The organism is Nocardioides phosphati (assembly GCF_014646375.1).
Taxonomy (GTDB): Bacteria; Actinomycetota; Actinomycetes; order Propionibacteriales; family Nocardioidaceae; genus Nocardioides; species Nocardioides phosphati.
The window spans coordinates 330,983-349,721 of sequence record NZ_BMNI01000003.1; the positions used below are offsets into that span (position 1 = coordinate 330,983).

At 72.1% G+C, this 18,739-nt stretch carries 17 protein-coding genes and 1 tRNA gene; 7 read left to right on the forward strand and 11 right to left on the reverse strand.

Features of this window, described 5'->3' with window-relative positions; genetic code table 11:
• Positions 1–7: 7 nt before the first annotated feature.
• The 9 genes from IEX47_RS08825 to IEX47_RS08865 all read right to left on the reverse strand — a co-directional run bounded on the left by IEX47_RS08825 (position 8) and on the right by IEX47_RS08865 (position 9,537).
• A complete protein-coding gene (locus IEX47_RS08825) occupies positions 8–502 on the reverse strand; it encodes a glutathione peroxidase (protein ID WP_188783628.1) in 495 nt (164 codons plus the stop codon).
• A complete protein-coding gene (locus IEX47_RS08830) occupies positions 499–1,302 on the reverse strand; it encodes a DUF1295 domain-containing protein (RefSeq protein WP_188783629.1) in 804 nt (267 codons plus the stop codon). Before IEX47_RS08830 ends, IEX47_RS08825 begins: the two co-directional genes overlap by 4 nt.
• A complete protein-coding gene (locus IEX47_RS08835; RefSeq protein WP_188783630.1) occupies positions 1,302–2,597 on the reverse strand; it encodes an SAM-dependent methyltransferase in 1,296 nt (431 codons plus the stop codon). Before IEX47_RS08835 ends, IEX47_RS08830 begins: the two co-directional genes overlap by 1 nt.
• Entirely contained in the window at positions 2,594–3,910 is a 1,317-nt protein-coding gene (locus IEX47_RS08840; RefSeq protein ID WP_188783631.1) for an SAM-dependent methyltransferase, read from the reverse strand. The genes IEX47_RS08835 and IEX47_RS08840 overlap by 4 nt, the downstream gene beginning before the upstream one ends.
• On the reverse strand, positions 3,907–5,904 hold the full coding sequence (locus tag IEX47_RS08845; RefSeq protein WP_188783632.1) for an FAD-dependent oxidoreductase: 1,998 nt from the start codon (positions 5,902–5,904) through the stop codon (positions 3,907–3,909). The genes IEX47_RS08840 and IEX47_RS08845 overlap by 4 nt, the downstream gene beginning before the upstream one ends.
• Positions 5,904–6,605, reverse strand: coding sequence for an anti-sigma factor (locus tag IEX47_RS08850; protein WP_188783633.1), 702 nt, complete (start codon positions 6,603–6,605; stop codon positions 5,904–5,906). The genes IEX47_RS08845 and IEX47_RS08850 overlap by 1 nt, the downstream gene beginning before the upstream one ends.
• Positions 6,602–7,201 carry an ECF RNA polymerase sigma factor SigK gene (gene sigK / locus IEX47_RS08855; RefSeq protein ID WP_188783634.1) on the reverse strand — a complete coding sequence of 200 codons (600 nt, stop codon included), beginning with the start codon at positions 7,199–7,201 and terminating at the stop codon, positions 6,602–6,604. Before sigK ends, IEX47_RS08850 begins: the two co-directional genes overlap by 4 nt.
• Before the next feature lie 28 nt (positions 7,202–7,229).
• Positions 7,230–7,847: a fasciclin domain-containing protein gene (locus IEX47_RS08860; protein ID WP_188783635.1), complete on the reverse strand. Its 618-nt coding sequence runs from the start codon at positions 7,845–7,847 to the stop codon at positions 7,230–7,232.
• 97 nt (positions 7,848–7,944) lie between these two features.
• On the reverse strand, positions 7,945–9,537 hold the full coding sequence (locus IEX47_RS08865; protein WP_188783636.1) for a molybdopterin-dependent oxidoreductase: 1,593 nt from the start codon (positions 9,535–9,537) through the stop codon (positions 7,945–7,947).
• An 89-nt stretch (positions 9,538–9,626) separates the two neighbouring features.
• On the opposite strand from IEX47_RS08865, the gene IEX47_RS08870 reads away from it, so the two are divergent.
• From IEX47_RS08870 to IEX47_RS08880, 3 genes are all read left to right on the forward strand, one after another.
• Positions 9,627–10,379: an enoyl-CoA hydratase family protein gene (locus tag IEX47_RS08870; RefSeq protein WP_188783637.1), complete on the forward strand. Its 753-nt coding sequence runs from the start codon at positions 9,627–9,629 to the stop codon at positions 10,377–10,379.
• Between the two features lie 80 nt (positions 10,380–10,459).
• Positions 10,460–12,631 (forward strand): HelD family protein, encoded by a 2,172-nt coding sequence (locus IEX47_RS08875; RefSeq protein WP_188783638.1) that lies wholly within the window; start codon positions 10,460–10,462, stop codon positions 12,629–12,631.
• Positions 12,632–12,663: 32 nt separating this feature from the next.
• A complete protein-coding gene (locus IEX47_RS08880) occupies positions 12,664–13,509 on the forward strand; it encodes a hypothetical protein (protein WP_188783639.1) in 846 nt (281 codons plus the stop codon).
• Positions 13,510–13,588: 79 nt separating this feature from the next.
• Here the strand turns inward: IEX47_RS08880 and upp are convergent, their stop codons facing one another.
• Positions 13,589–14,230: a uracil phosphoribosyltransferase gene (upp, locus tag IEX47_RS08885; RefSeq protein ID WP_188783640.1), complete on the reverse strand. Its 642-nt coding sequence runs from the start codon at positions 14,228–14,230 to the stop codon at positions 13,589–13,591.
• A gap of 71 nt (positions 14,231–14,301) precedes the next feature.
• On the opposite strand from upp, the gene IEX47_RS08890 reads away from it, so the two are divergent.
• From IEX47_RS08890 to IEX47_RS08905, 4 genes are all read left to right on the forward strand, one after another.
• Positions 14,302–14,784, forward strand: a complete 483-nt coding sequence (locus IEX47_RS08890) for a tRNA adenosine deaminase-associated protein (protein WP_188783641.1) — start codon at positions 14,302–14,304, stop codon at positions 14,782–14,784.
• 26 nt (positions 14,785–14,810) lie between these two features.
• Complete coding sequence (locus tag IEX47_RS08895; protein ID WP_188783745.1) at positions 14,811–15,245, forward strand: nucleoside deaminase; 435 nt, start codon at positions 14,811–14,813, stop codon at positions 15,243–15,245.
• A 57-nt stretch (positions 15,246–15,302) separates the two neighbouring features.
• Positions 15,303–15,392 (forward strand) — tRNA-Ser (locus IEX47_RS08900).
• 131 nt (positions 15,393–15,523) lie between these two features.
• A complete protein-coding gene (locus IEX47_RS08905) occupies positions 15,524–16,489 on the forward strand; it encodes a DUF6159 family protein (RefSeq protein WP_188783642.1) in 966 nt (321 codons plus the stop codon).
• A 122-nt stretch (positions 16,490–16,611) separates the two neighbouring features.
• Here the strand turns inward: IEX47_RS08905 and IEX47_RS08910 are convergent, their stop codons facing one another.
• Complete coding sequence (locus tag IEX47_RS08910; protein ID WP_188783643.1) at positions 16,612–18,648, reverse strand: SDR family oxidoreductase; 2,037 nt, start codon at positions 18,646–18,648, stop codon at positions 16,612–16,614.
• Positions 18,649–18,739: the final 91 nt, after the last annotated feature.

Below are 18,739 nucleotides of genomic sequence, written 5' to 3' on the forward strand. Positions count from 1 at the left end.
CCGGGGTTCAGCGCATCCGGGCTTCGCTGAGCGCGTCCTCGATCCGGGCGGCGATCCGCTCGGGCTTCGTGGTGCTGCCGTAGCGGGCGACCACGGCGCCCTCGCCGTCGAGCAGGAACTTCGTGAAGTTCCAGCGGATCTTGCGCCCCAGCCGGCCGGGGCGCTCGCGCGTCAGCCACCGGAAGAGCGGGTGCGCGTCGGGCCCGTTGACGTCGACCTTGGCGAACATCGGGAAGTCGACGCCGTAGTTGCGCTGACAGAACGCCCCGATCTCCTCGGCCGAGCCCGGCTCCTGGCCACCGAACTGGTTGCACGGGAAGCCGAGGACGGTGAAGCCCCGGTCGCCGAAGCGCTCCTGGAGCTCCTGCAGGCCGGTCAGCTGCGGGGTGAAGCCGCACTGCGAGGCGGTGTTGACGACGAGCACCACCTGCCCGGCGTACGCCGCGAGCGGCTGCTCCTGCCCCGCGAGGGTGGTGGCGGTGAAGTCGGACAGCGTGGTCATCGGACCTCCGGGGTAGAGCGGCGTACGCCGCGGCGGGGTGGCCGCGGCACGAAGAACGAGGTGCGGGCAGCGTAGTCAGCCCAGCCCGGGCGGTCGCCCATGTGCCGCTCGAGCAGCCGGGCGCCGGTCGCGAAGACCAGGAAGTACGTCATGGCGAGCGGGCCCACGGCGGTCAGCAACGACCACCAGGTCGTGAGCGAGACCAGCCAGACGCCCCACCAGACGCACGCGTCACCGAAGTAGTTGGGGTGGCGGGTCCAGGACCAGAGCCCGCGGTCCATGATCCGGCCACGGTTGGCCGGGTCGGCCTTGAACCGGGCCAGCTGGGCGTCTCCGACGGCTTCGAAGGAGACGCCCAGCAGCCAGAGCGCCAGGCCGGGGACCACAGGTCCGCGCCAGCCCGAGGTCACCGCTCCAACGGTGACCGGCAGTGCCACCAGTACCACTGCCGCGCCCTGAGTCACCCAGACCTTGAGCACCCGCTGCGCGGGCGTGGTGCCCTCGAGCATGGCCGCGTAGCGGGGGTCCTCGCCGTGACCCGCGTTGCGGCGGTGCATGTGCCACGACAGGCGCAGGCCCCAGACGCTGACGAGGCCGGCGAGCAGCCAGGACCGCCACGGCTCACCTGAGCCGAGGAGTCCTCCGGCCACCGCCGCGGTCACGGCGACGGCTGCCAGGGCGAGGCCCCAGGTCGTGTCGACGACCGAGTAGCGCCCGGCGCGTCGCGCGGCGTACGCCGTGACGGCCATCGCCGCGGTGATGACGACGACCTGCGCTGCCAGGACGACGAGGAGGTCCATCACCAGCTCCGGACCGGCGGCAGGTCGTGCGGCTCGCCCGGACGGACCGCGAGGATCTGGTCGACACCCATGCGCCCGTCGCGGAAGGCCATCCGGCCGCCGACGAGGTAGAGCTCCCAGACGCGCATCGCCTCCTCGCCGACGAGGTCACGCAGGGCCGCGCGGTGCTCGGTGAAGTTGTCGATCCAGGCGTCGACGGTCCACACGTAGTGCTCACGCAGCGCGTGGACGTCCCGCACCTCCAGGCCGGAGCCCTCGATCAGGTCGACGGTCGCGCCGACCGGCCGCATGTGCATGTCGGGGGCGATGAACGACTCGATGAACGGGCCACCGCCGGGGTGCCGGCCGCGCCGCGACATCTGCTGCACCAGCACGCGGCCACCGCGGCGCACGGAGCCCGCCAGCACCGCGGCGTACTCGGGGTAGTTGGCCTGGCCGACGTGCTCGCCCATCTCGACCGAGGCGACGGCGTCCCAGCGGCCGACGACCTCGCGGTAGTCCTGCAGCAGGATCGTGACCCGGTCCTCGAGGCCGCGCTGGCGCACCTGCTCGTCGATGTAGGCCTTCTGCTCGGCCGAGATCGTCACACCGGTGACGTGGGCGCCGAACGTCTCGGCAGCATGCAGCGAGAGCGAGCCCCAGCCGCAGCCGACGTCGAGCAGGGTCATGCCCGGCTCGAGCCCGAGCTTGTGGCAGATCAGCGACAGCTTGTCGCGCTGCGCGTCGGCGAGCGTGTAGCCGGTGGTGCCCGGCGCCTTGCGCCAGTACGCCGAGGAGTACGCCATCGTCTCGTCGAGGATCAGGCCGTAGAACTCGTTGGAGAGGTCGTAGTGGTGGCTGATCGCGGCGCGGTCGCGGAGCTTGCTGTGGAGGCGGCCGCGCACGCGGGCCTGGGTCGCCGGCGGTGCCGGGGGACGGCCGAGCGCACCGGCGCGAGCGGCCGTGCCGAGGGCGCGGGCCAGGGCCGTGAGCCCCGGACGTCCGTCGAGGCCGCGTTGCCGGACCACCTCCCAGACATGGGTGAGGGCGTCGTCGAGGTCGTGGTGGACCTCGAGCTCGCCGGTCACGTAGGCCTGCGCGGCACCGAGCTCGCCCGGGTGCCAGAAGATCCGGCGCAGCGCGTCGGCACTGCGGATCTCGACGAGCGGAGCGTCGACCGGGCCGGCCTCGGAGCCGTCCCAGGCACGCAGGCGGACGGGCAGCTCGCCGCCGACGACCGGCTCGAGGCCGCGCGCCAGCTCCTGGGCGATGCCGGTGCCCGCCGGGGACTGGACGGGGTGGAGCGTGGTGGTCATCGGATCTCCTTGACGAACGTCATCTGCTGGACGTCGGTGTAGCCGGCGGCGAAGCCGCCCTGGCAGTAGGCGAGGTAGAAGTGCCACATCCGCAGGAACGTCGGGTCGAAGCCGAGCGCGCGGACCTGGTCCAGGTTGGCGCGGAAGGTCTCGTCCCACAGACGGAGGGTCTCGGCGTAGTGCTGGCCGAACGAGAGCCGGTCGGTGACCCGCAGGCCGGTCTCGCGCCGGGTGATCTCCTCGATCGCCTCCACCGAGGGCAGCAGGCCGCCGGGGAAGATGTACTTCTTGATCCAGGTGAAGTCGTCGCGGGTGTCGAGCATCCGCTGGTGCGGCATCGTGATCGCCTGCAGCGCGAACCGGCCGCCCGGCACGAGGAGGTCGTCGATCTTGCGGAAGTACTCCGACCAGTACTCGTCCCCGACCGCCTCGATCATCTCGACCGAGACGACCGCGTCGTACTCGCCCTCGATCAGGCGGTAGTCGAGCAGCTCGATGCTGACCCGGTCGCCGTAGCCGGCGGCGGCGACCCGCTCGCGCGCCAGCTCCAGCTGCTCCTGCGACAGGGTGACGGTGCGGACCGTCGCCCCGCGGGCCGCGGCACGCAGGGCGAGCTCGCCCCAGCCGGTGCCGATCTCGAGCACCCGGGCGCCCTCAGTGACGCCCGCCTCGTCGAGGAGGCGGTCGATCTTGCGCTGCTGCGCCTCGCGGAACAGCTCGCTCGTGTGCGCACTCACCGGCGCCGGCGCAACGGCGACGCGGTGGTCGCCGGCTGCCACGAGGTCGGTGTCGAACAGCGCCGAGGAGTAGCTCAGCGTCGGGTCGAGGAAGAGGGCGAAGAGGTCGTTCGAGAGGTCGTAGTGGTGCGAGATGTTCGACCGGCTCTGGGTGACGGTGTTCTGGTGGCGGCTCGGCTCGCGGCGTACGTGCACGCGTCGCAGGCGCTGCATCCACTGGGGCACGAGGCGGTCGACGCTCGTGGCCAGCTTCGTGACCAGCAGGGCGATGTCGGGGGAGTCCCAGGCGCCGGTGAGGTAGGCCTCGCCGAAGCCGATGAGTCCGTCGGCACCGATGCGGCGCAGGAACTCGTCCTGGTCGTGCACGACGATCGCCGCGACGTCAGGCAGCACCGCGGTCTCGGCGCTGACCAGCTGGATCTCGAGACGGCGGCAGGCCGCGGTGACGATCTTTCCGGCGACCGCTGCGGACGCCCGGGCCCGCGGCCCGGAGGGCACCATGGCCAGGTCGGGCCAGAGCTCGGCGTTGGGCTGCGGCGCGCGGGCGACAGCGGTGGGGGAGGAGGTGACAGTCATCGGATTCCCTCCTGGGAGTCGTGGCTGGGCCTGGGCTCGACGGGGACGCGGCGCGCCCAGAGCAGGAGTCCCTGCCACTGGATGCGGAGCCGTCCGAGGAGGGCTGGCCAGGGGGTGCGGACGAGGGTGCCGAGCGCGGCGCGCCGGCCGGGCGGCAGGGCGGTGCCGGCCAGCGACGCAGCGAACCCGTGGGGCTGCAGCGTGATGCTGACGGCGACGCGCTGGCCCGGCGGAGGGACCACCACGCGGTACTCGCCGGAGACGTCGTGGAACGGCGAGACGTACATCTGCTTCGGCACGGTGGCGCGGCCGTCGCCGTCCGGGTGGACGACGTACGCGTGGCGGTCGCCGTACGTGTTGTGCACCTCGATCAGGACGCAAGCCTGCTCGCCGCTCGCGCGGTGGCACCAGTAGACGGTGATCGGGTTGAAGCAGTGCCCGAACGCCCGCGGGTGCGCGAGCATCAGGATCGTGCCGTCGACGGTGATGTCGCGCCGGGCGAGGAAGTCGACGACGTTCTCGCGGATCGACCGCGTCGGGTCACCGAGGTGGTCTGCGGCGCGGAACTCCCGGTGCGCCCGGGCCCGCGGCAGGTCGTCGAGGTCGACCAGCCAGGTCCGCGACCGGTAGCTGAACGTACGCCGCGGCGCGCGGCGCGCGTGACGGATCGTCGTGCTGTAGACCCGCCCGCCGCGCGGCAGGGCCGCTGGCGCCTGCCACGTGAAGCCGAGCCGTTCGGCCGCCTGCGCACCGGAGCGCGCGCCGTCCTCGTGGAAGCCCCAGCCGTGGTAAGCGCCGGCGAAGACGATCCGGCCGGTGTCGCAGGCCGGCAGCCGGCGCTGCGCCGCCACCGACGCGGGCGTGTAGAGCGGGTGCTCGTACTCCCGCGTGGCGATCACGGTCGCGGGGTCGACGAGGTCGGTCCCGCCGAGAGTGACGAGGTAGGCGGTGTCGGTCCCCAGCCGCTGCAGGCGGGTCAGGTCGTAGGTGACCGTGACCCTGCCAGCTGCGTCGGTGCGCCGACGGAAGTTCCAGGACCCACGCGCCCGCCGCGCCTGCGGCAGCAGCGAGGTGTCGGTGTGGAGCTGGGCGGTGTTGGGGGAGTACTCGATCGCCCGTAGCACCTCGGCCTGCTCCGGGGTCGGCTCGGCGAGCATCGCCAGCGCCTGGTGCGGGTGCGTGGCCACGACCACCGCGTCGAAGCGCTCGGTGCGGCCGTTGCCGTCGGTCACCTCCACGCCGTCGGGGAGCTCGCGCAGCGAGGTGACCTTCGTGCTCGTGCGGATGTCGTGCAGCCGGGCGGCGAGCCGGTCGACGTACGCGTGCGAGCCGCCGGTCACCGTGCGCCACTCGGGCGAGCCCCAGACGCTCAGCATCCCGTGGTGCGCGAGGAAGGTGAAGAGGTAGCGCGCCGGGTAGGCGAGCGCGGTGTCGGGGTCGCAGGACCAGACCGCGGCGACCATCGGCTCCATGAAGTGCCGGCGGAAGTACGCCGAGAAACCGTGCCGCTCGAGGAACGCGGCGAGCGTCTCGTCGGTCTCGTCCGGGGTCGCCAGCAGCCGGCGGGCCGCGCGGTGGAAGCGCGGGATCTCCCGCAGCATCCGCACGTACGCCGCCCGCCCCAGGTTGGCGCGGGTCGGGAAGAGGCCGCGCAGGCCCAGCGCGCCGGCGTACTCCAGGCCGGTGGCGTCGTCGCGCACCGACATCGACATCTCCGACGGCTGGGTCTCCACGCCGAGCTCCCGGAAGAGCCGGAGCAGGGTGGGGTAGGTGCGCTCGTTGTGGACGATGAAGCCGGTGTCGATGGCGAGCTCGCGGCCGGCCGCGTCGGTCACCCGGTGGGTGTCCGCGTGGCCGCCCAGGCGGTCGTCGCCCTCGAAGAGGGTGACGTCGGCGGACTTCGCGATGACGTGGGCGGCGGTCAGTCCGGCGACTCCTGAGCCGACGACAGCCACCCGGCGCGGGGTCTCCCGGGCCGGGGTGGTGCCTGACATCAGGTGTCCTGGGTGAGGTCGAAGAGGGCGATCGGAGCGGAGGTCGGCTGCTTCGAGCCGCCGTCGGGCTCGACGGTGATCCCGGCGGCGGTGGCCTTGGCGGCGTCGCCCTCGAGCAGCACCTCCTGGTCACCGGAGGCGTCGAGGAGACCGGCGGGCACCATGGCGCCGTCGACCTGGAGCCAGAGCTCGTAGACCTTGCCGGCCGAGGCCGGGGGCAGGTTGTCGGCCACGAGGGCGGCCTTGCCGAGCTTCTCCGAGCGGTAGACCGTGAGGCTGGCGCCGTCGACCTTCGTCGACACGTGGTCGGCGTCGGCGGCGGAGATCACCTGGTCGACCGGGTTCTGGTCGTCGTGCCAGGGCTGGGTCACCACGGCTCCGGTGCCGACCGCGGCGACCGCCGCGGCGGCCACGAGGAGGCCGCGAAATCGGCGACCACGGCCAGCGTTGCGGCCCTGCTCCTGGCGCGGCAGCGGAGGAAGCGGGCGCACCGTCTTGATCGCGCTGAGCACGTCGGCGCGGAGCTGGGGCGGGGGAGCGACCTCGGTCGTCTCGGCCAGCGAGGCGGCTGCTCCGCGGAGGCTGTCGACCTCGGCGCGGCAGTCCGCGCACTCGGCCAGGTGCCGCTCGAACTGGGCACGCTCGTGCTCGTCGAGGGCGTCGACCGCATAGGCCCCGGACAGGGCGTGGATGTCGCTCATTGTCCGACTCCCATCGTGTCGCGGAGACGGATCAGTCCGTCTCGGATTCTTGTCTTGGCGGTGCCGAGTGGCAACTCGAGCATGGTTGCCACCTCCGTGTGGGTGTAACCCCCGAGGTAGGCCAGCTCGACGGCTTCGCGCTGGGTCGGGGTGAGGGTCTCGAGGGCCTGCCGGACGCGGCCGGCCTCGAGGGAGGCCGTCGCGGCCTCGGCGGTGACGTCACGCTCGACCGGCTGGGTCTCGCGGTGGTACGTCGCGTCGCGGCGCGAGGCCGACTCTGCGGAGCGGACCCGGTCGACGCCCTTGCGGTGCGTGATGGTCAGCATCCAGGCGACGGCACTGCCCCGGCTCGGGTCGAACCGGGAGGCCGTGCGCCAGATCTCCAGGAAGGTCTCCTGGGTGACCTCTTCCGCCTGGGCGGGATCACGCACGACGCGGAGGAGGAGGCCGTAGACCCGGGACGACATGGCGTCGTACAGGGTGGCGAAGGCCTGCTCGTCTCCGCGAGCGGAGAGCCGCAGCAGTGCGGCGAGGTCAGGGGAGGCCGTTCCCTCCGGCGACGAGTCGCCGGAGGGAACGGAGCGAAGCCCAGTCATGTGCTTCATCCTTGCCGATCCGTGAGGATCAGGGCATCAGGACGGTGTCGATGACGTACACCGTCGCGTTCGCGGTGGGGATGTTGCCGCAGAGGACCGCAGCGTTCTCCTTGCCGACGGTGAAGTCCTCACCGGAGCCCTTGACCGTGATCGTGTCGCCCTCGAGCGTCTTGTGGGTGCCCGCGAGCTCGTCGGGGGAGAGCTGGCCGGCGACCACGTGGTGCGTGAGGATCTTGGTCAGCGTCGCCTTGTCGGCGAGGACAGCGTCGAGGGCCTTCTTCGGGATCTTGCCGAAGGCGTCGTTGGTCGGCGCGAAGACGGTGATGCCGTCGGCGCTGTTGAGGGTGTCACCGAGGTCCGCGGCGCCGACGGCGGCGACGAGGGTCTTCAGCAGCGGGTTGGCGCTGGCGGCCGTGGCGACCGGGGCGGTGGCCATGCCGTTGAACGAGCCGGCGCCGCCCTTGGGGATCAGCTTGCAGCCGGGGCCGAAGGTCTGGTCGCCGGCGTTCATCGCGGCGGACGAGGAGCTGTCCGACTTCTCGGGAGCAGCGGAGGAACCGGAGTTGTTGTCGGAGCCACACGCCATCAGGGAGAGCGAGAGGGTGCCGAGGAGGAGGGCGGCGGAGCCGGTGCGACGGAGGTTCATGGTGGTGCCTTTCGTTCGGTCATTTACTGGTGGGTGAACTTGTGAGGGGGATTCGGAGCGGCGGCGGGAGCGGATTGGATCCTTTTTGTGGCCTGCGTCACGCGACGTTGACCACGACCTCCTGGATGCCGCTGGAGCCGTCGGGGAAGGGCGTACGGCGGACAGCGGTCTGCACGTCGCCGTCCTTCGTGACGGCCCGGACCGCGACGAGGTGGCGGCCCTTGGGCGCGTCCCAGGGCAGGTACCACTGGCGCCAGTAGTCGAGGCCGGCGTCGGGGCCGAGACGAGCCGGCTGCCACGCCCCGCCGTCGATGCGCACCTCCACGCGGGCGATGCCGCGGTGCTGGGCCCACGCCACGCCACCGATGACCGTCGTGCCTTCCTTGACGGTGGAGAACGGCTTGGGCGTGTCGATGCGGGCCGACACCTTGATCGGGGCGTCGGTCGCCCAGTTGCGCTTGGTCCAGTACGACTTCTTCGCCGCGTAGGTGGTGAGGGTGAGCCGTTCGAGCCACTTGGTGGCGCCGACGAAGCCGTAGACGCCGGGCGTCACGAGCCGCGCGGGGAAGCCGTGCTCGGCGGGGAGCGGCTCGCCGTTCATGCCGACCGCCAGGAGCACGTCACGCCCGTCGCGTACGACGTCGAGCGGGGTGCTGATCGTGAAGCCGTCGACCGCGGTGCTGAGCAGCTGGTCCGCCTTGGTCCCGACGCCGGCGCGGTCGAGCAGCTCCTTCAGCGGTACGCCGAGCCAGCGGGCGGCGCCGACGTACTTGCCGCCGACCTCGTTGGAGACGCAGGTGAGGGTGATGTCGCGCTCGACGAGCGGCATCGCGAGGAGGTCGTCGAAGCTGAACTCGAGCCGGTGGGCGACGTCGCCGTCGATCGTGAGCTTCCAGCGGTCGACGTCGACGCGGGGGACGACGAGGTTGGTGTCGACGCGGTAGAAGTCGCGCGTCGGGGTGCGGAACGGCGTGATGCCCTTGTGCTTGGTCTCGAGGCCGACGGGGAGCGCGGCGAGCGGCTCGGCGGGCCGCGGCAGCATGATGTCGGCGATCCGGGTGCCCGTGTGGACCAGCCACTGTCCGGTCGCGGCGGCGGCGCCGCTCAGCGCGGCCACCGCGCCGACGCCGAGCAGGAGGCCACGACGGCCCGTCCGCGCTCCGAGCACGGCCTGGGCGGTGCCCGGCTCGGGTGCGGCAGCGAGGCGGCGCGAGCCCGGTCGGGCGCGACGGCCCGTCGGAGAGGCGGCGCGGAGCCGGCTCGTGACGAAGGCGAGCACCGCCACGCCCACGATGCCCGCGACGACGGCCGGGACGATGTCGACGGGACGGGCGGCAGGACGGGTCACGGCCAGGATGCCGGCGAGGGCGACGAGCGCGACCAGCAGTGCGGCGCCGAGCGCGAACGAGCGGCGGACGAGGACGCCCGCGCCGGCCGCCAGCAGCAGCGTGCCGACGGCGACGGAGGCCAGCAGGACAGGCTTGTCGTTGTTGCCGAGCTCACGGACCGCCCACTCCTTGATCGGTGTGGGGGTCAGGTCGATGACGGTCGAGCCGACCGCCAGGACCGGCGAGGCCGCTGGCGCGACGAAGGCCGCGGCGAGGTGGCCGAACGAGATGCCGGCGATCGTGGCGAGCAGGCCCGCGCCGGCGTACGCCGCACGGGAGGGCTGGGGCAGGGGGGTGGCCATGGGGGTGGTTCGTCGCCGGGAGCGGGACGGATTGCCTCGCCCGGCGATCCTTCTACCGGGGACGACCTGTCCCCGGTAGAAAGGACCCCATGACCGAGACCCCGTACGTCCGCTACGCCGTCGACGGTGCCGTCGCGACGCTCACCCTCGACTCGCCGCACAACCGCAACGCGCTCTCGCGCAAGCTGGTGACCGAGCTCTTCGACGGGCTTGCACAGGCCGAGGCCGACGACGCGGTCCGCGTGATCCTGCTCCGCTCCGCCGACCGGGTCTTCTGCTCCGGCGCGGACCTCTCCGAGGCCGCCACGACGCCGATGGAGGAGGGCACCCGCGCGATCGTCGAGCTGCAGCGCCGGATCGTCGCGTCGGAGAAGGCGGTCGTCGTGCGCCTCGACGGTCCGGTCCGCGCGGGCGGCACCGGCATCGTTGCCGCTGCCGACGTCGTCATCGCCAGCGAGGACGCCCACTTCGCGCTCACCGAGGTGAAGCTCGGCGTCGCGCCGGCGATCATCTCGCTCACGGTGCTGCCGCGCCTCACGAGCCGCGCGGCGGCGCTGACCTGCCTCGGCGGCGAGAAGTTCAGCGCGGCCCAGGCGGCGGCGTACGGACTGGTGACGGAGACCGTGCCTGCCGACCAGGTCGATGCACGCGTCGAGGCGGTCTGCGCCAGCCTCGCCACCGGCCATCCGCAGGGCCTGCGCGAGACCAAGAAGCTGCTCAACCGCGAGCTCCTCGCCGACATCGACGCCCGCGGTGAGGAGCTGGCCCAGCTCTCCGCCCGCCTCTTCGGCACCGACGAGGCGCGCGAGGCGATGATGGCGTTCCTGACCCGCGGGAAGTAGCCCCACCCGGGTGCGGACACGCCCGCCGGGTGCCCGTAGTCTTGGGGGCTTCCGTCTTCTGAGTCACCACAGGGGTTCACGTGTCGACCGACGCCCAGTCCGCCGAAGAGATCGCCGCCGCCGAAGTCGCGGCGGAGCAGGCCTTCGTCGACCGTGTGCAGGCCCAGCTCTCGGCCTCGCAGGCGCAGGCCGCCGAGCTCGCCAAGGAGGGCCGCGGCCGCGGTCAGCTCGGGCACGAGGGCGGCCTCGTCGAGCGTGACGCGATGCTCTACCAGGCCGCGAAGCGCATCGCCCAGCTCGACGCAGCCGCCGAGGGCCTCGTCTTCGGCCGCCTGGACCTGTCGGCCGACATCGACCCCGAGCCCCGCTACGTCGGCCGCATCGGCCTGCGCGACGAGAACCGCGACTCGCTCCTCATCGACTGGCGCGCCCCGGCGGCCGCGGTCTTCTACCAGGCCACGGCGGCCGACCCGAAGGGCGTCGTACGCCGGCGGGTGCTGCGCTCGAAGTCCACGACCGTCCTCGGTGTCGAGGACGAGCTGATCAACGCCGAGGACCCGCGCGCGCAGGAGCTGCCGATCGTCGGCGAGGGCGCGCTCATGGCCCAGCTCAGCCGCGCTCGCGACCGCCGCATGCACTCGATCGTCGCGACCATCCAGGCCGAGCAGGACAAGGCGATCCGTGCGCCGGGCAAGGGCGTCACCTCGATCTCCGGTGGCCCGGGCGTCGGCAAGACGGTCGTCGCGCTGCACCGCGCGGCGTACCTCCTCTACAACGACCGGCGTCGCTACGAGACCGGCGGCGTCCTGATCGTCGGCCCGTCCGGCGTCTTCATGCGCTACATCGAGCGGGTGCTGCCGTCGCTCGGCGAGACCGCGATCGCGCTGCGCTCCCTCGGTGAGGTCGTCGACGGCGTGAAGGCGTCGCGCCACGACGACCCGGCGTTCGCCGACGTCAAGGGCAGCGCGCGCATGGCCGAGGTGCTGCGCCGGGCCGCGCGCCAGGCCGTGCCGGGTGCACCGCGCGAGTTCCGGATCTTCTACCGCGACAACGTGCTGCTCCTCGACAACCGGATCCTCGGGCAGCTGCGGCGCCAGATGCTCTCGCAGGGCCGCCGCAACAAGCAGATCCCCCGCGTCGCGTCCACGCTGCTCGACGCCCTGTGGCGCCAGGTGAAGTCCGAGCGCGGCAAGGAGCGCGGCCGCAAGGCCTTCGAGGAGGACATGCTCGACAACCACGAGTTCCTCGAGTTCGCCTCCGAGTGGTGGCCGCCCCTCGAGGCGCGCTCCGTGCTCGCGTGGCTGCGCGACGCCGACTTCCTGGCGCGCGTCTCCGACGGCATCCTCTCCGCCGACGAGCAGGCGCTGCTGCTCAAGTCGTGGTCGGTCTCCGACGAGCTCAGCATCGAGGACGTGCCGTTGCTCGACGAGCTCCGCTACGCGATCGGCGACGTCCCGCTCAAGACCGACGAGGACTCCGGCTTCGGCGACTTCGTCGGCTCCGACATCCAGGAGCTGACGACCACGTCCGAGCGTGAGTTCCGCTCGGCCCGCGCCTGGACCCCGCCCACGCACCGCATCGAGGACGACCCGTTCGCCCACGTCCTCATCGACGAGTGCCAGGACCTCACGCCGATGCAGTGGCGCATGGTCGGCCGCCGCGGCCGCACCGCCTCGTGGACGATCGTCGGCGACCCGGCGCAGTCGTCGTGGCCGATCCGCGAGGAGGCCGAGGCCGCGAAGCGCGCCGCGCTCGAGGGCAAGGAGTGGCACGAGTTCCACCTCTCGACCAACTACCGCAACTCCTCCGAGATCTACGCGTACGCCGCGGCGTACGCCGCCCGGGTCGGCCTCGACGCCGACCTCCCCACGGCCGTCCGGTCGACCGGTGTCGAGCCGGTGCAGAAGCGGGTCGACGACCTGGAGTCGGGCGTGCGCGCCGAGGTCGTCCGCCTCGCCGGCGAGGTCGAGGGCACGGTCGGCATCGTCGTCCCCGCGGCCCGTCGCGGTGAGGTCGAGCGCTGGCTGGCCGGCTGGTCCGAGGTCGCCGACGAGGCGCCCAACGCCGGCACCGGCCGCGACACCTCGACGGACCGGATCGTCGTCCTCACCGGCCTCGACACCAAGGGCCTCGAGTTCGACGGCATCGTCGTCGTGCGTCCGCAGGAGATCGAGGACGAGGCCTCCACCGGCAAGGCGACGCTCTACGTCGTGCTCACCCGCGCCACCCAACTGCTCTCCGTCGTCTCCTAGCCCGCGCCGGGCGGGTCGGGCAGGATGCGGACATGACCGAGCCGCCGCAGTATCCCTCCGCGCCCGACCCGAACCTCCCGCCCAGCGCCGCGACGCCGCCGCCGACCCCGCCCTACGGCGGCTACGGCACGCCGCCGGGCACCCCGCCGCCTCCGCCGCCCGCCCCGCCGGCGTACGGCGCCCCGCAGTACGGCCCGCCGGCCTATGACGTGATGGCCGCGGTCAGCTACGGCTGGAGGGGCTTCAAGGCGAACGCGGGCACCTTCCTGCTGCTCGGCATCCTCGCCATCGTGATCCCCGGCATCGTCAGCTTTGTCGGCTCGGCGTTCAACGCCGGTGGGTCCGCCCTCGCCGACGGCACCTCCAGCAGCATGCGGATCGGGTTCGGTGCCACGGGCGGTCTGCTCGGCTTCGTGTTCAGCATCGCCGCCCAGGTGCTCTCGCTCTTCTTCACCGCCGCGTCCATCCGGGCGGCCTTCGACGTCACGGAGGGGCGGCGCGTCGACCTCGGAGCGGCGTTCACGCGGTGGAACAAGGGCCAGGTGATCCTGCTGGCGGTCCTCGTGTCGATCGGCACGATGGTGGGCTTCATCCTCTGCGTGCTGCCCGGCATCGTCTTCCTCTTCTTCACGTGGTTCGGCATGTACTTCGTCGTCGGCAACGCGCAGTCGGCGGTCGAGGCGATCGGCTCGAGCTTCCGGTTCACCGCCGACAACCTCGGCAACCTGCTGCTCCTCTTCCTGATGGCGATCCTGATCGGGCTCCTCGGCGCGCTCGCCTGCCTCGTCGGCCTGCTGGTCGCGATCCCGCTGCTGACGATCGCCGCGGCGTACACGTTCCGCTTCCTGCAGGGGCAGATGCCGGTGCCCGTCGCCTGACCCCGCACGAGCGAAGGGCCCCGTCACGCACGCGCGTGGCGGGGCCCTTCGTCGTCGGTGCGGCGGGCGAGTGACCCAGTCAGTGGGCCAGGCCGTAGAGCCGGTCGCCCGCGTCGCCGAGGCCGGGGACGATGTAGCCGTTCTCGTTGAGCCGCTGGTCCATCGCGGCGGTGACGATCGTGACCGGCACCTCGACGCCCTCCAGCCCCGCCTCGAGCGCCGCGCAGCCCTCGGGCGCGGCGAGCAGGACGACGCAGGTGATGTGGTCGGCGCCCCGGTCGACGAGGAAGCGGATCGCGGCGGCCAGCGTGCCGCCGGTCGCCAGCATCGGGTCGAGCACGTAGACCTGCCGGCCGGAGAGGTCGGCGGGCAGCCGCTCGGCGTACGTCGTCGCCTCGAGGGTCTCCTCGTCGCGGACCATGCCCAGGAAGCCCACCTCGGCCGTGGGCAGGAGCCGCATCATGCCGTCGAGCATGCCGAGGCCGGCGCGCAGGATCGGGACGACGAGCGGCTTCGGGGAGGCGAGCGCGGTGCCCACCGTGTCGGCCACCGGCGTCGTGATCGACCGGGGCACGACGCGCACCTCGCGGGTCGCCTCATAGGCGAGGAGGGTGACCAGCTCGTCGGCCAGGCGGCGGAAGGTCGGCGAGTCGGTGCCGACGTCGCGCAGGGTGGTCAGCTTGTGGGCGACGAGGGGGTGGTCGACGACGACGGTCTGCATGCACGGAACTTTCCCACGGCCGTAACACAAACGGGGTTGGTCCCCGGTCACGAACCTGTCACGCTGGGCCCATGGCGAGCCCCGACGACGTCGACATCGCCCTGGCGGCGTACCGCGAGGAGGGGGTCTGGCAGCTCGAGGAGCTGGCTGACCCGGTGCTGACGAGCCTCGACACGGTCATCTCCGGGCTCCGGCGCTTCCCCGGCGACGGTGGCGCGCTCGGCCTCCTCGCCCTCGACGAGGACGTCTTCCTGCTGGTCCGCGTGATCGGCCCCCACGTGCGGATCCTGCTCTCCGACGTCACCGCCGCCGACATCTTCGACCTGGCCCGCGAGGCGATCGAGCACCTGGCACTGCCCTACCCCGAGGAGGACGACGAGCCCGTGCCCGCCGGCGACCTCGGCATCGTGGCCGACCTCGGCATGCACGCCGACGACCTCGGCGCGCTCATCGACGACATGGACCTCTACCCCGACGAGATGCTCTCCGAGATCGCGGCCCGGCTCGGCTTCGGCGAGCGGTTCGACGACCTGGTCGGGCTGGCCAGCGCGTGATCCCGCACCAGCAGTGGGTCGAGCCGATGCGCCTCGCCCTCGACGAGGCGCGCGGCGCGCTGGCCACCGGCGACGTCCCGATCGGTGCGCTCGTCCTGTCGTCCGCCGGCGAGGTCATCGGACGCGGCCGCAACATCCGCGAGGCGGTCGGCGACCCGACCGGCCACGCCGAGGTCGTCGCGATCCGCGAGGCGGCCGCCGCCGTGGGTGAATGGCGCCTCTCCGGCTGCACCCTCCTGGTCACCCTCGAGCCGTGCACGATGTGCGCCGGCGCGATCGTCCTCTCCCGCCTCTCGCGCCTCGTGTTCGCGGCGTACGACGACAAGGCGGGTGCTGTGGGCTCCCTCTGGGACGTCGTGCGCGACCGCCGCCTCAACCACCGGCCCGAGGTCGTGGCGGGCGTGCTCGCCCGCGAGGCGTCGGGGCTGCTCGACGACTTCTTCCGCGGCCAGCGCGCCTGACGCGCGTCGCCCGGGCCGATTTTCGACCGACGGCGCGGCTCCGGTAAGGTTCCGCACGGTGCCGTGTCCGAGCGGCCTAAGGAGAACGCCTCGAAAGCGTTTGTGGGGGTGACTCCACCGAGGGTTCAAATCCCTCCGGCACCGCCAGTCGATCAGCCCCGGGTTCACGCCCGGGGCTGATCGCATTTCCGGCGTACGGCGGGTCCGCACCGAAAACGGTGGGCGGCGCTGCCCCCAGGGTGGAATGCTCGGAGGACGAACGACGACGGGGAGCTTGCATGGCCGAGAACGCTGAGCCCGGGTGGTACCTCGACGGGACGCCCGACCAGGTCCGCTACTGGGACGGACAGGCGTGGACCGACCGCACGTTCCGCACCGGGCGTGCCGAGGAGTATGGGCGGACGTCGAAGCGGAAGGTCTTCAAGCCCTCGGGCCAGCTGGTCGACGCGACGTACCGGCTGCTCTTCGCGGATCGCCGGATGATCCTCTTCGTCTTCGCGGGCTGTCTCGTGGCAGCCGCCGCGGCGGGCAGCGTGGTCGGCCCGGTCTGGCTGTGGCGCGACGTCGAGCCGAGCTTCACCCCCGGTGACTGGGCAGGCCTCGCCCTGGCGGCGGCTGCGTTCGCCGTGGCCAGCCTGGTCATGCAGCTGACGATGGGCGTCGTCGTGGCGAGCGCGCTGGAGCGGGCCGCCGGTCGTCCGGTGACCTTCGGGGCAGCGGTGCGCCTGACGTGGAGCCGTCGCCGTCAGCTGCTGGCATGGGCACTCGTCTCGGCCCTGGTCGGCATGGTCGTCCGGGTGCTCGAGCGGTTCGGGCTCGGCGGCCTCGTCGCTGCATTGACCCTCAACGTCGGGTGGGCTGTCGCGACCGTCTTCGCCACTCCCGTCCTGCTCGTGGAGGGCACGGGACCGCTCGCGACGCTCCGCCGCTCGGCGTCGGTGATGCGCCAGAACTTCGGCGTGACCACCATCGGATCGATCAGCCTCGCCCTGCCCTGGGTGGTCCTCGGCTGGGGCGCCGGCGTCCTCGCCGTCGTCGGCGGAATCGTCCTGGCGATCGGAGGAAGCCTCCTGATGACGCTCGTCGGAGCGGTCTGCCTCGCGCTCGGCGTCGCCGGCCTCTGCTTCACCAGCGCCACGTCCGCGGCGCTCTCCGCGACCCTGCAGGCCACCATCTACCGGTACGCCGTCGGCGAACCGGTCCCCGGTGTCGACCCGCGCTGGATGCCCACCCGGATCGACTGACCGCGCTGGGCCCCGCGGTCCGGAGCGCTTCGTCGCGACTGGAGCGCTGAAAACAGCACTACCGCGCCCGTGTACGGGCGCGGTAGTGCGAGTAACTGCGCTTTACAGCGCTGGGCCAGGCGTCAGCGGCCCCAGCGCAGGCCCTTCAGGAGGCGGCCGACCATCTCCTTCTGCGAGGCGGTCTCGCGGGGGTGGGCGGCGGCCTCCTCGTCGGCAGCGTGGGCGCGGGCGGCAGCCGAGTCGGGGAACGCCTGGTAGGCGATGTTGAGCACCTTGTGGGCGGTCTTCGGGGCAGCGGTGTGCAGGGCCGCACCGAACTGGCCGCCGAGGGTGTTGATCGCCTCGGGCTTCTCCACGAGCGCCCGCACGACGATGTCGCCGGCCTGGCCGGGGGAGATCGTCGGGAACTTCTCGTACATCTTCGTCGGGGCGATCATCGGCGTGCGCACGAGCGGCATCCGGATCGTGGTGAACGAGATGCCGTCGCTGTGGAGCTCCGAGCCGACGACGTTCGACCAGGAGTCGAGCGCGGCCTTCGACGCGGCGTACGCCGAGAAGCGCGGGATCTTGGTGAGGACCGCGATCGAGGAGAGGTTGACGATGTGGCCGCCACCGGTGGCCGACATCTTCGGGATCAGTCCCATGACCAGGCGGATCGCGCCGAAGTAGTTGAGCTGCATGGTGCGCTCGAAGTCGTGGAAGCGGTCGAGCGACAGCTTGATCGAACGCCGGATCGAGCGGCCGGCGCTGTTGACGACGAAGTCGATGCGGGGGAGCTCGGCGGAGAGCTTCGCGGCGAGGGCGTCGATCGCCTCGTAGTCGGAGAGGTCGCACGGGTAGACGAACGCCTGTCCGCCGCGCATCTCGATGGTGCGCTGCAGGGTCTCGAGCTTCTCGCGGCCGCGGGCGACGAGGACCGGGATGCCGCCGAGCTGGGCGACCTTCTTGGCGGTCACCTCGCCGATGCCGGAGGAGGCGCCGGTGATCACGACGTACTTGCCCTCGAGGGCGCGCTTCGCCTTCTTGTCGCGCGACGTGCTGTCGTCGAGGTTCTCCTCCCAGTAGTTCCACAGCTTCTCGGCGTACGACTCGAGGGGCGGGACGCTGATGCCGGAGCCGGCGAGCAGCGCCTGGGCCTTGGAGGAGTCGAAGACGGCGGTGAAGTTGACGTGGCCGAGGACCTCGGACGGGATGCCGAGACGGCCGACGGTCTGGTCGAAGACGGCGGTGACCGGCTTGGAGTGCACGGCGGCCGCGAAGAGGGAGGCGGGACGCAGGCCCGACGGCAGCGCCTGGATCGCGCGGGAGTCCGAGATCCGGCGGTCGATCGGGGTGGCGAACTTCGGCGCCCGCGCCGCGCGGCAGAAGAGGTTGATCATCTCGATCGCGCCCTGCGGGTCCGGGTTGGTGAGGAAGAACGCCTGGCCGTCCTGGCCGGGGACGTGGGCGATGTGGTCCATCGCCTTGGCGACGTAGTCGACCGGGACGACGTTGGTGTCGCGCAGGTCGAGGCCGAGCAGCGGGATCCAGCCGGGGAGCGAGTCGCGCAGGCGCTTGATCAGCGGGAAGAAGTAGTAGGGGCCGTCGATCTTGTCCATCTGGCCGGTCTCCGAGTGACCCACCACGATCGCCGGACGGTAGACGCGCCACGGCACCGGCGACTCCTCGCGCACGATCTTCTCCGACTCGAACTTCGTCCGGTGGTACGGCGAGGGGAGCGGCTGCCCCTCGTCGAACATGTCCTCGGTGAAGACGCCCTTGTAGTCACCGGCGGCAGCGACCGAGGAGACCTGGTGGAACGTGCCGGCGGAGAGCGCACCCGCGAGCTCGAGGGCGTTGCGGGTGCCGTCGATGTTCATCGCGTCGTTGGTCGCGTCGTCGGCGGTCATGTCGTAGATCGCGGCGAGGTGGAAGAAGTGACCGATCGTGCCGCGGTGCGCCGCGACCCACTCCGCGTCGACACCGAGCTGCGGCGCCGACAGGTCGCCGACGACCGGGACGACCCGGTCCGAGCCCCACTCGTCGATCAGCTTCTGCAGGCGACCGAGCGAGCCGGCGCGGCAGAGGACGTAGATCTGGCCCTCGCGGTTGGCGATGAGCTCCTGGACGAGGAAGCGGCCGATGAAGCCGGTGGCGCCGGTGACGAAGTAGTCGGACATGGGTTGCACGCTGCCGTTCTGGGGAGGGCCCGGTCAAGGGGCGGGCTCGGGAGGTTCGATGCTTTTGGGTACGCTGTGGTACCAAGATAGG

Bases quoted from the DNA above. Each gene is read 5' to 3' on its own strand.
- IEX47_RS08825 (WP_188783628.1), bottom strand. From the start codon at position 502: ATGACCACGCTGTCCGACTTCACCGCCACCACCCTCGCGGGGCAGGAG.
- IEX47_RS08830 (WP_188783629.1), bottom strand. From the start codon at position 1,302: ATGGACCTCCTCGTCGTCCTGGCAGCGCAGGTCGTCGTCATCACCGCG.
- IEX47_RS08835 (WP_188783630.1), bottom strand. From the start codon at position 2,597: ATGACCACCACGCTCCACCCCGTCCAGTCCCCGGCGGGCACCGGCATC.
- IEX47_RS08840 (WP_188783631.1), bottom strand. From the start codon at position 3,910: ATGACTGTCACCTCCTCCCCCACCGCTGTCGCCCGCGCGCCGCAGCCC.
- IEX47_RS08845 (WP_188783632.1), bottom strand. From the start codon at position 5,904: ATGTCAGGCACCACCCCGGCCCGGGAGACCCCGCGCCGGGTGGCTGTC.
- IEX47_RS08850 (WP_188783633.1), bottom strand. From the start codon at position 6,605: ATGAGCGACATCCACGCCCTGTCCGGGGCCTATGCGGTCGACGCCCTC.
- sigK (WP_188783634.1), bottom strand. From the start codon at position 7,201: ATGACTGGGCTTCGCTCCGTTCCCTCCGGCGACTCGTCGCCGGAGGGA.
- IEX47_RS08860 (WP_188783635.1), bottom strand. From the start codon at position 7,847: ATGAACCTCCGTCGCACCGGCTCCGCCGCCCTCCTCCTCGGCACCCTC.
- IEX47_RS08865 (WP_188783636.1), bottom strand. From the start codon at position 9,537: ATGGCCACCCCCCTGCCCCAGCCCTCCCGTGCGGCGTACGCCGGCGCG.
- IEX47_RS08870 (WP_188783637.1), top strand. From the start codon at position 9,627: ATGACCGAGACCCCGTACGTCCGCTACGCCGTCGACGGTGCCGTCGCG.
- IEX47_RS08880 (WP_188783639.1), top strand. From the start codon at position 12,664: ATGACCGAGCCGCCGCAGTATCCCTCCGCGCCCGACCCGAACCTCCCG.
- upp (WP_188783640.1), bottom strand. From the start codon at position 14,230: ATGCAGACCGTCGTCGTCGACCACCCCCTCGTCGCCCACAAGCTGACC.
- IEX47_RS08890 (WP_188783641.1), top strand. From the start codon at position 14,302: ATGGCGAGCCCCGACGACGTCGACATCGCCCTGGCGGCGTACCGCGAG.
- IEX47_RS08895 (WP_188783745.1), top strand. From the start codon at position 14,811: ATGCGCCTCGCCCTCGACGAGGCGCGCGGCGCGCTGGCCACCGGCGAC.
- IEX47_RS08905 (WP_188783642.1), top strand. From the start codon at position 15,524: ATGGCCGAGAACGCTGAGCCCGGGTGGTACCTCGACGGGACGCCCGAC.
- IEX47_RS08910 (WP_188783643.1), bottom strand. From the start codon at position 18,648: ATGTCCGACTACTTCGTCACCGGCGCCACCGGCTTCATCGGCCGCTTC.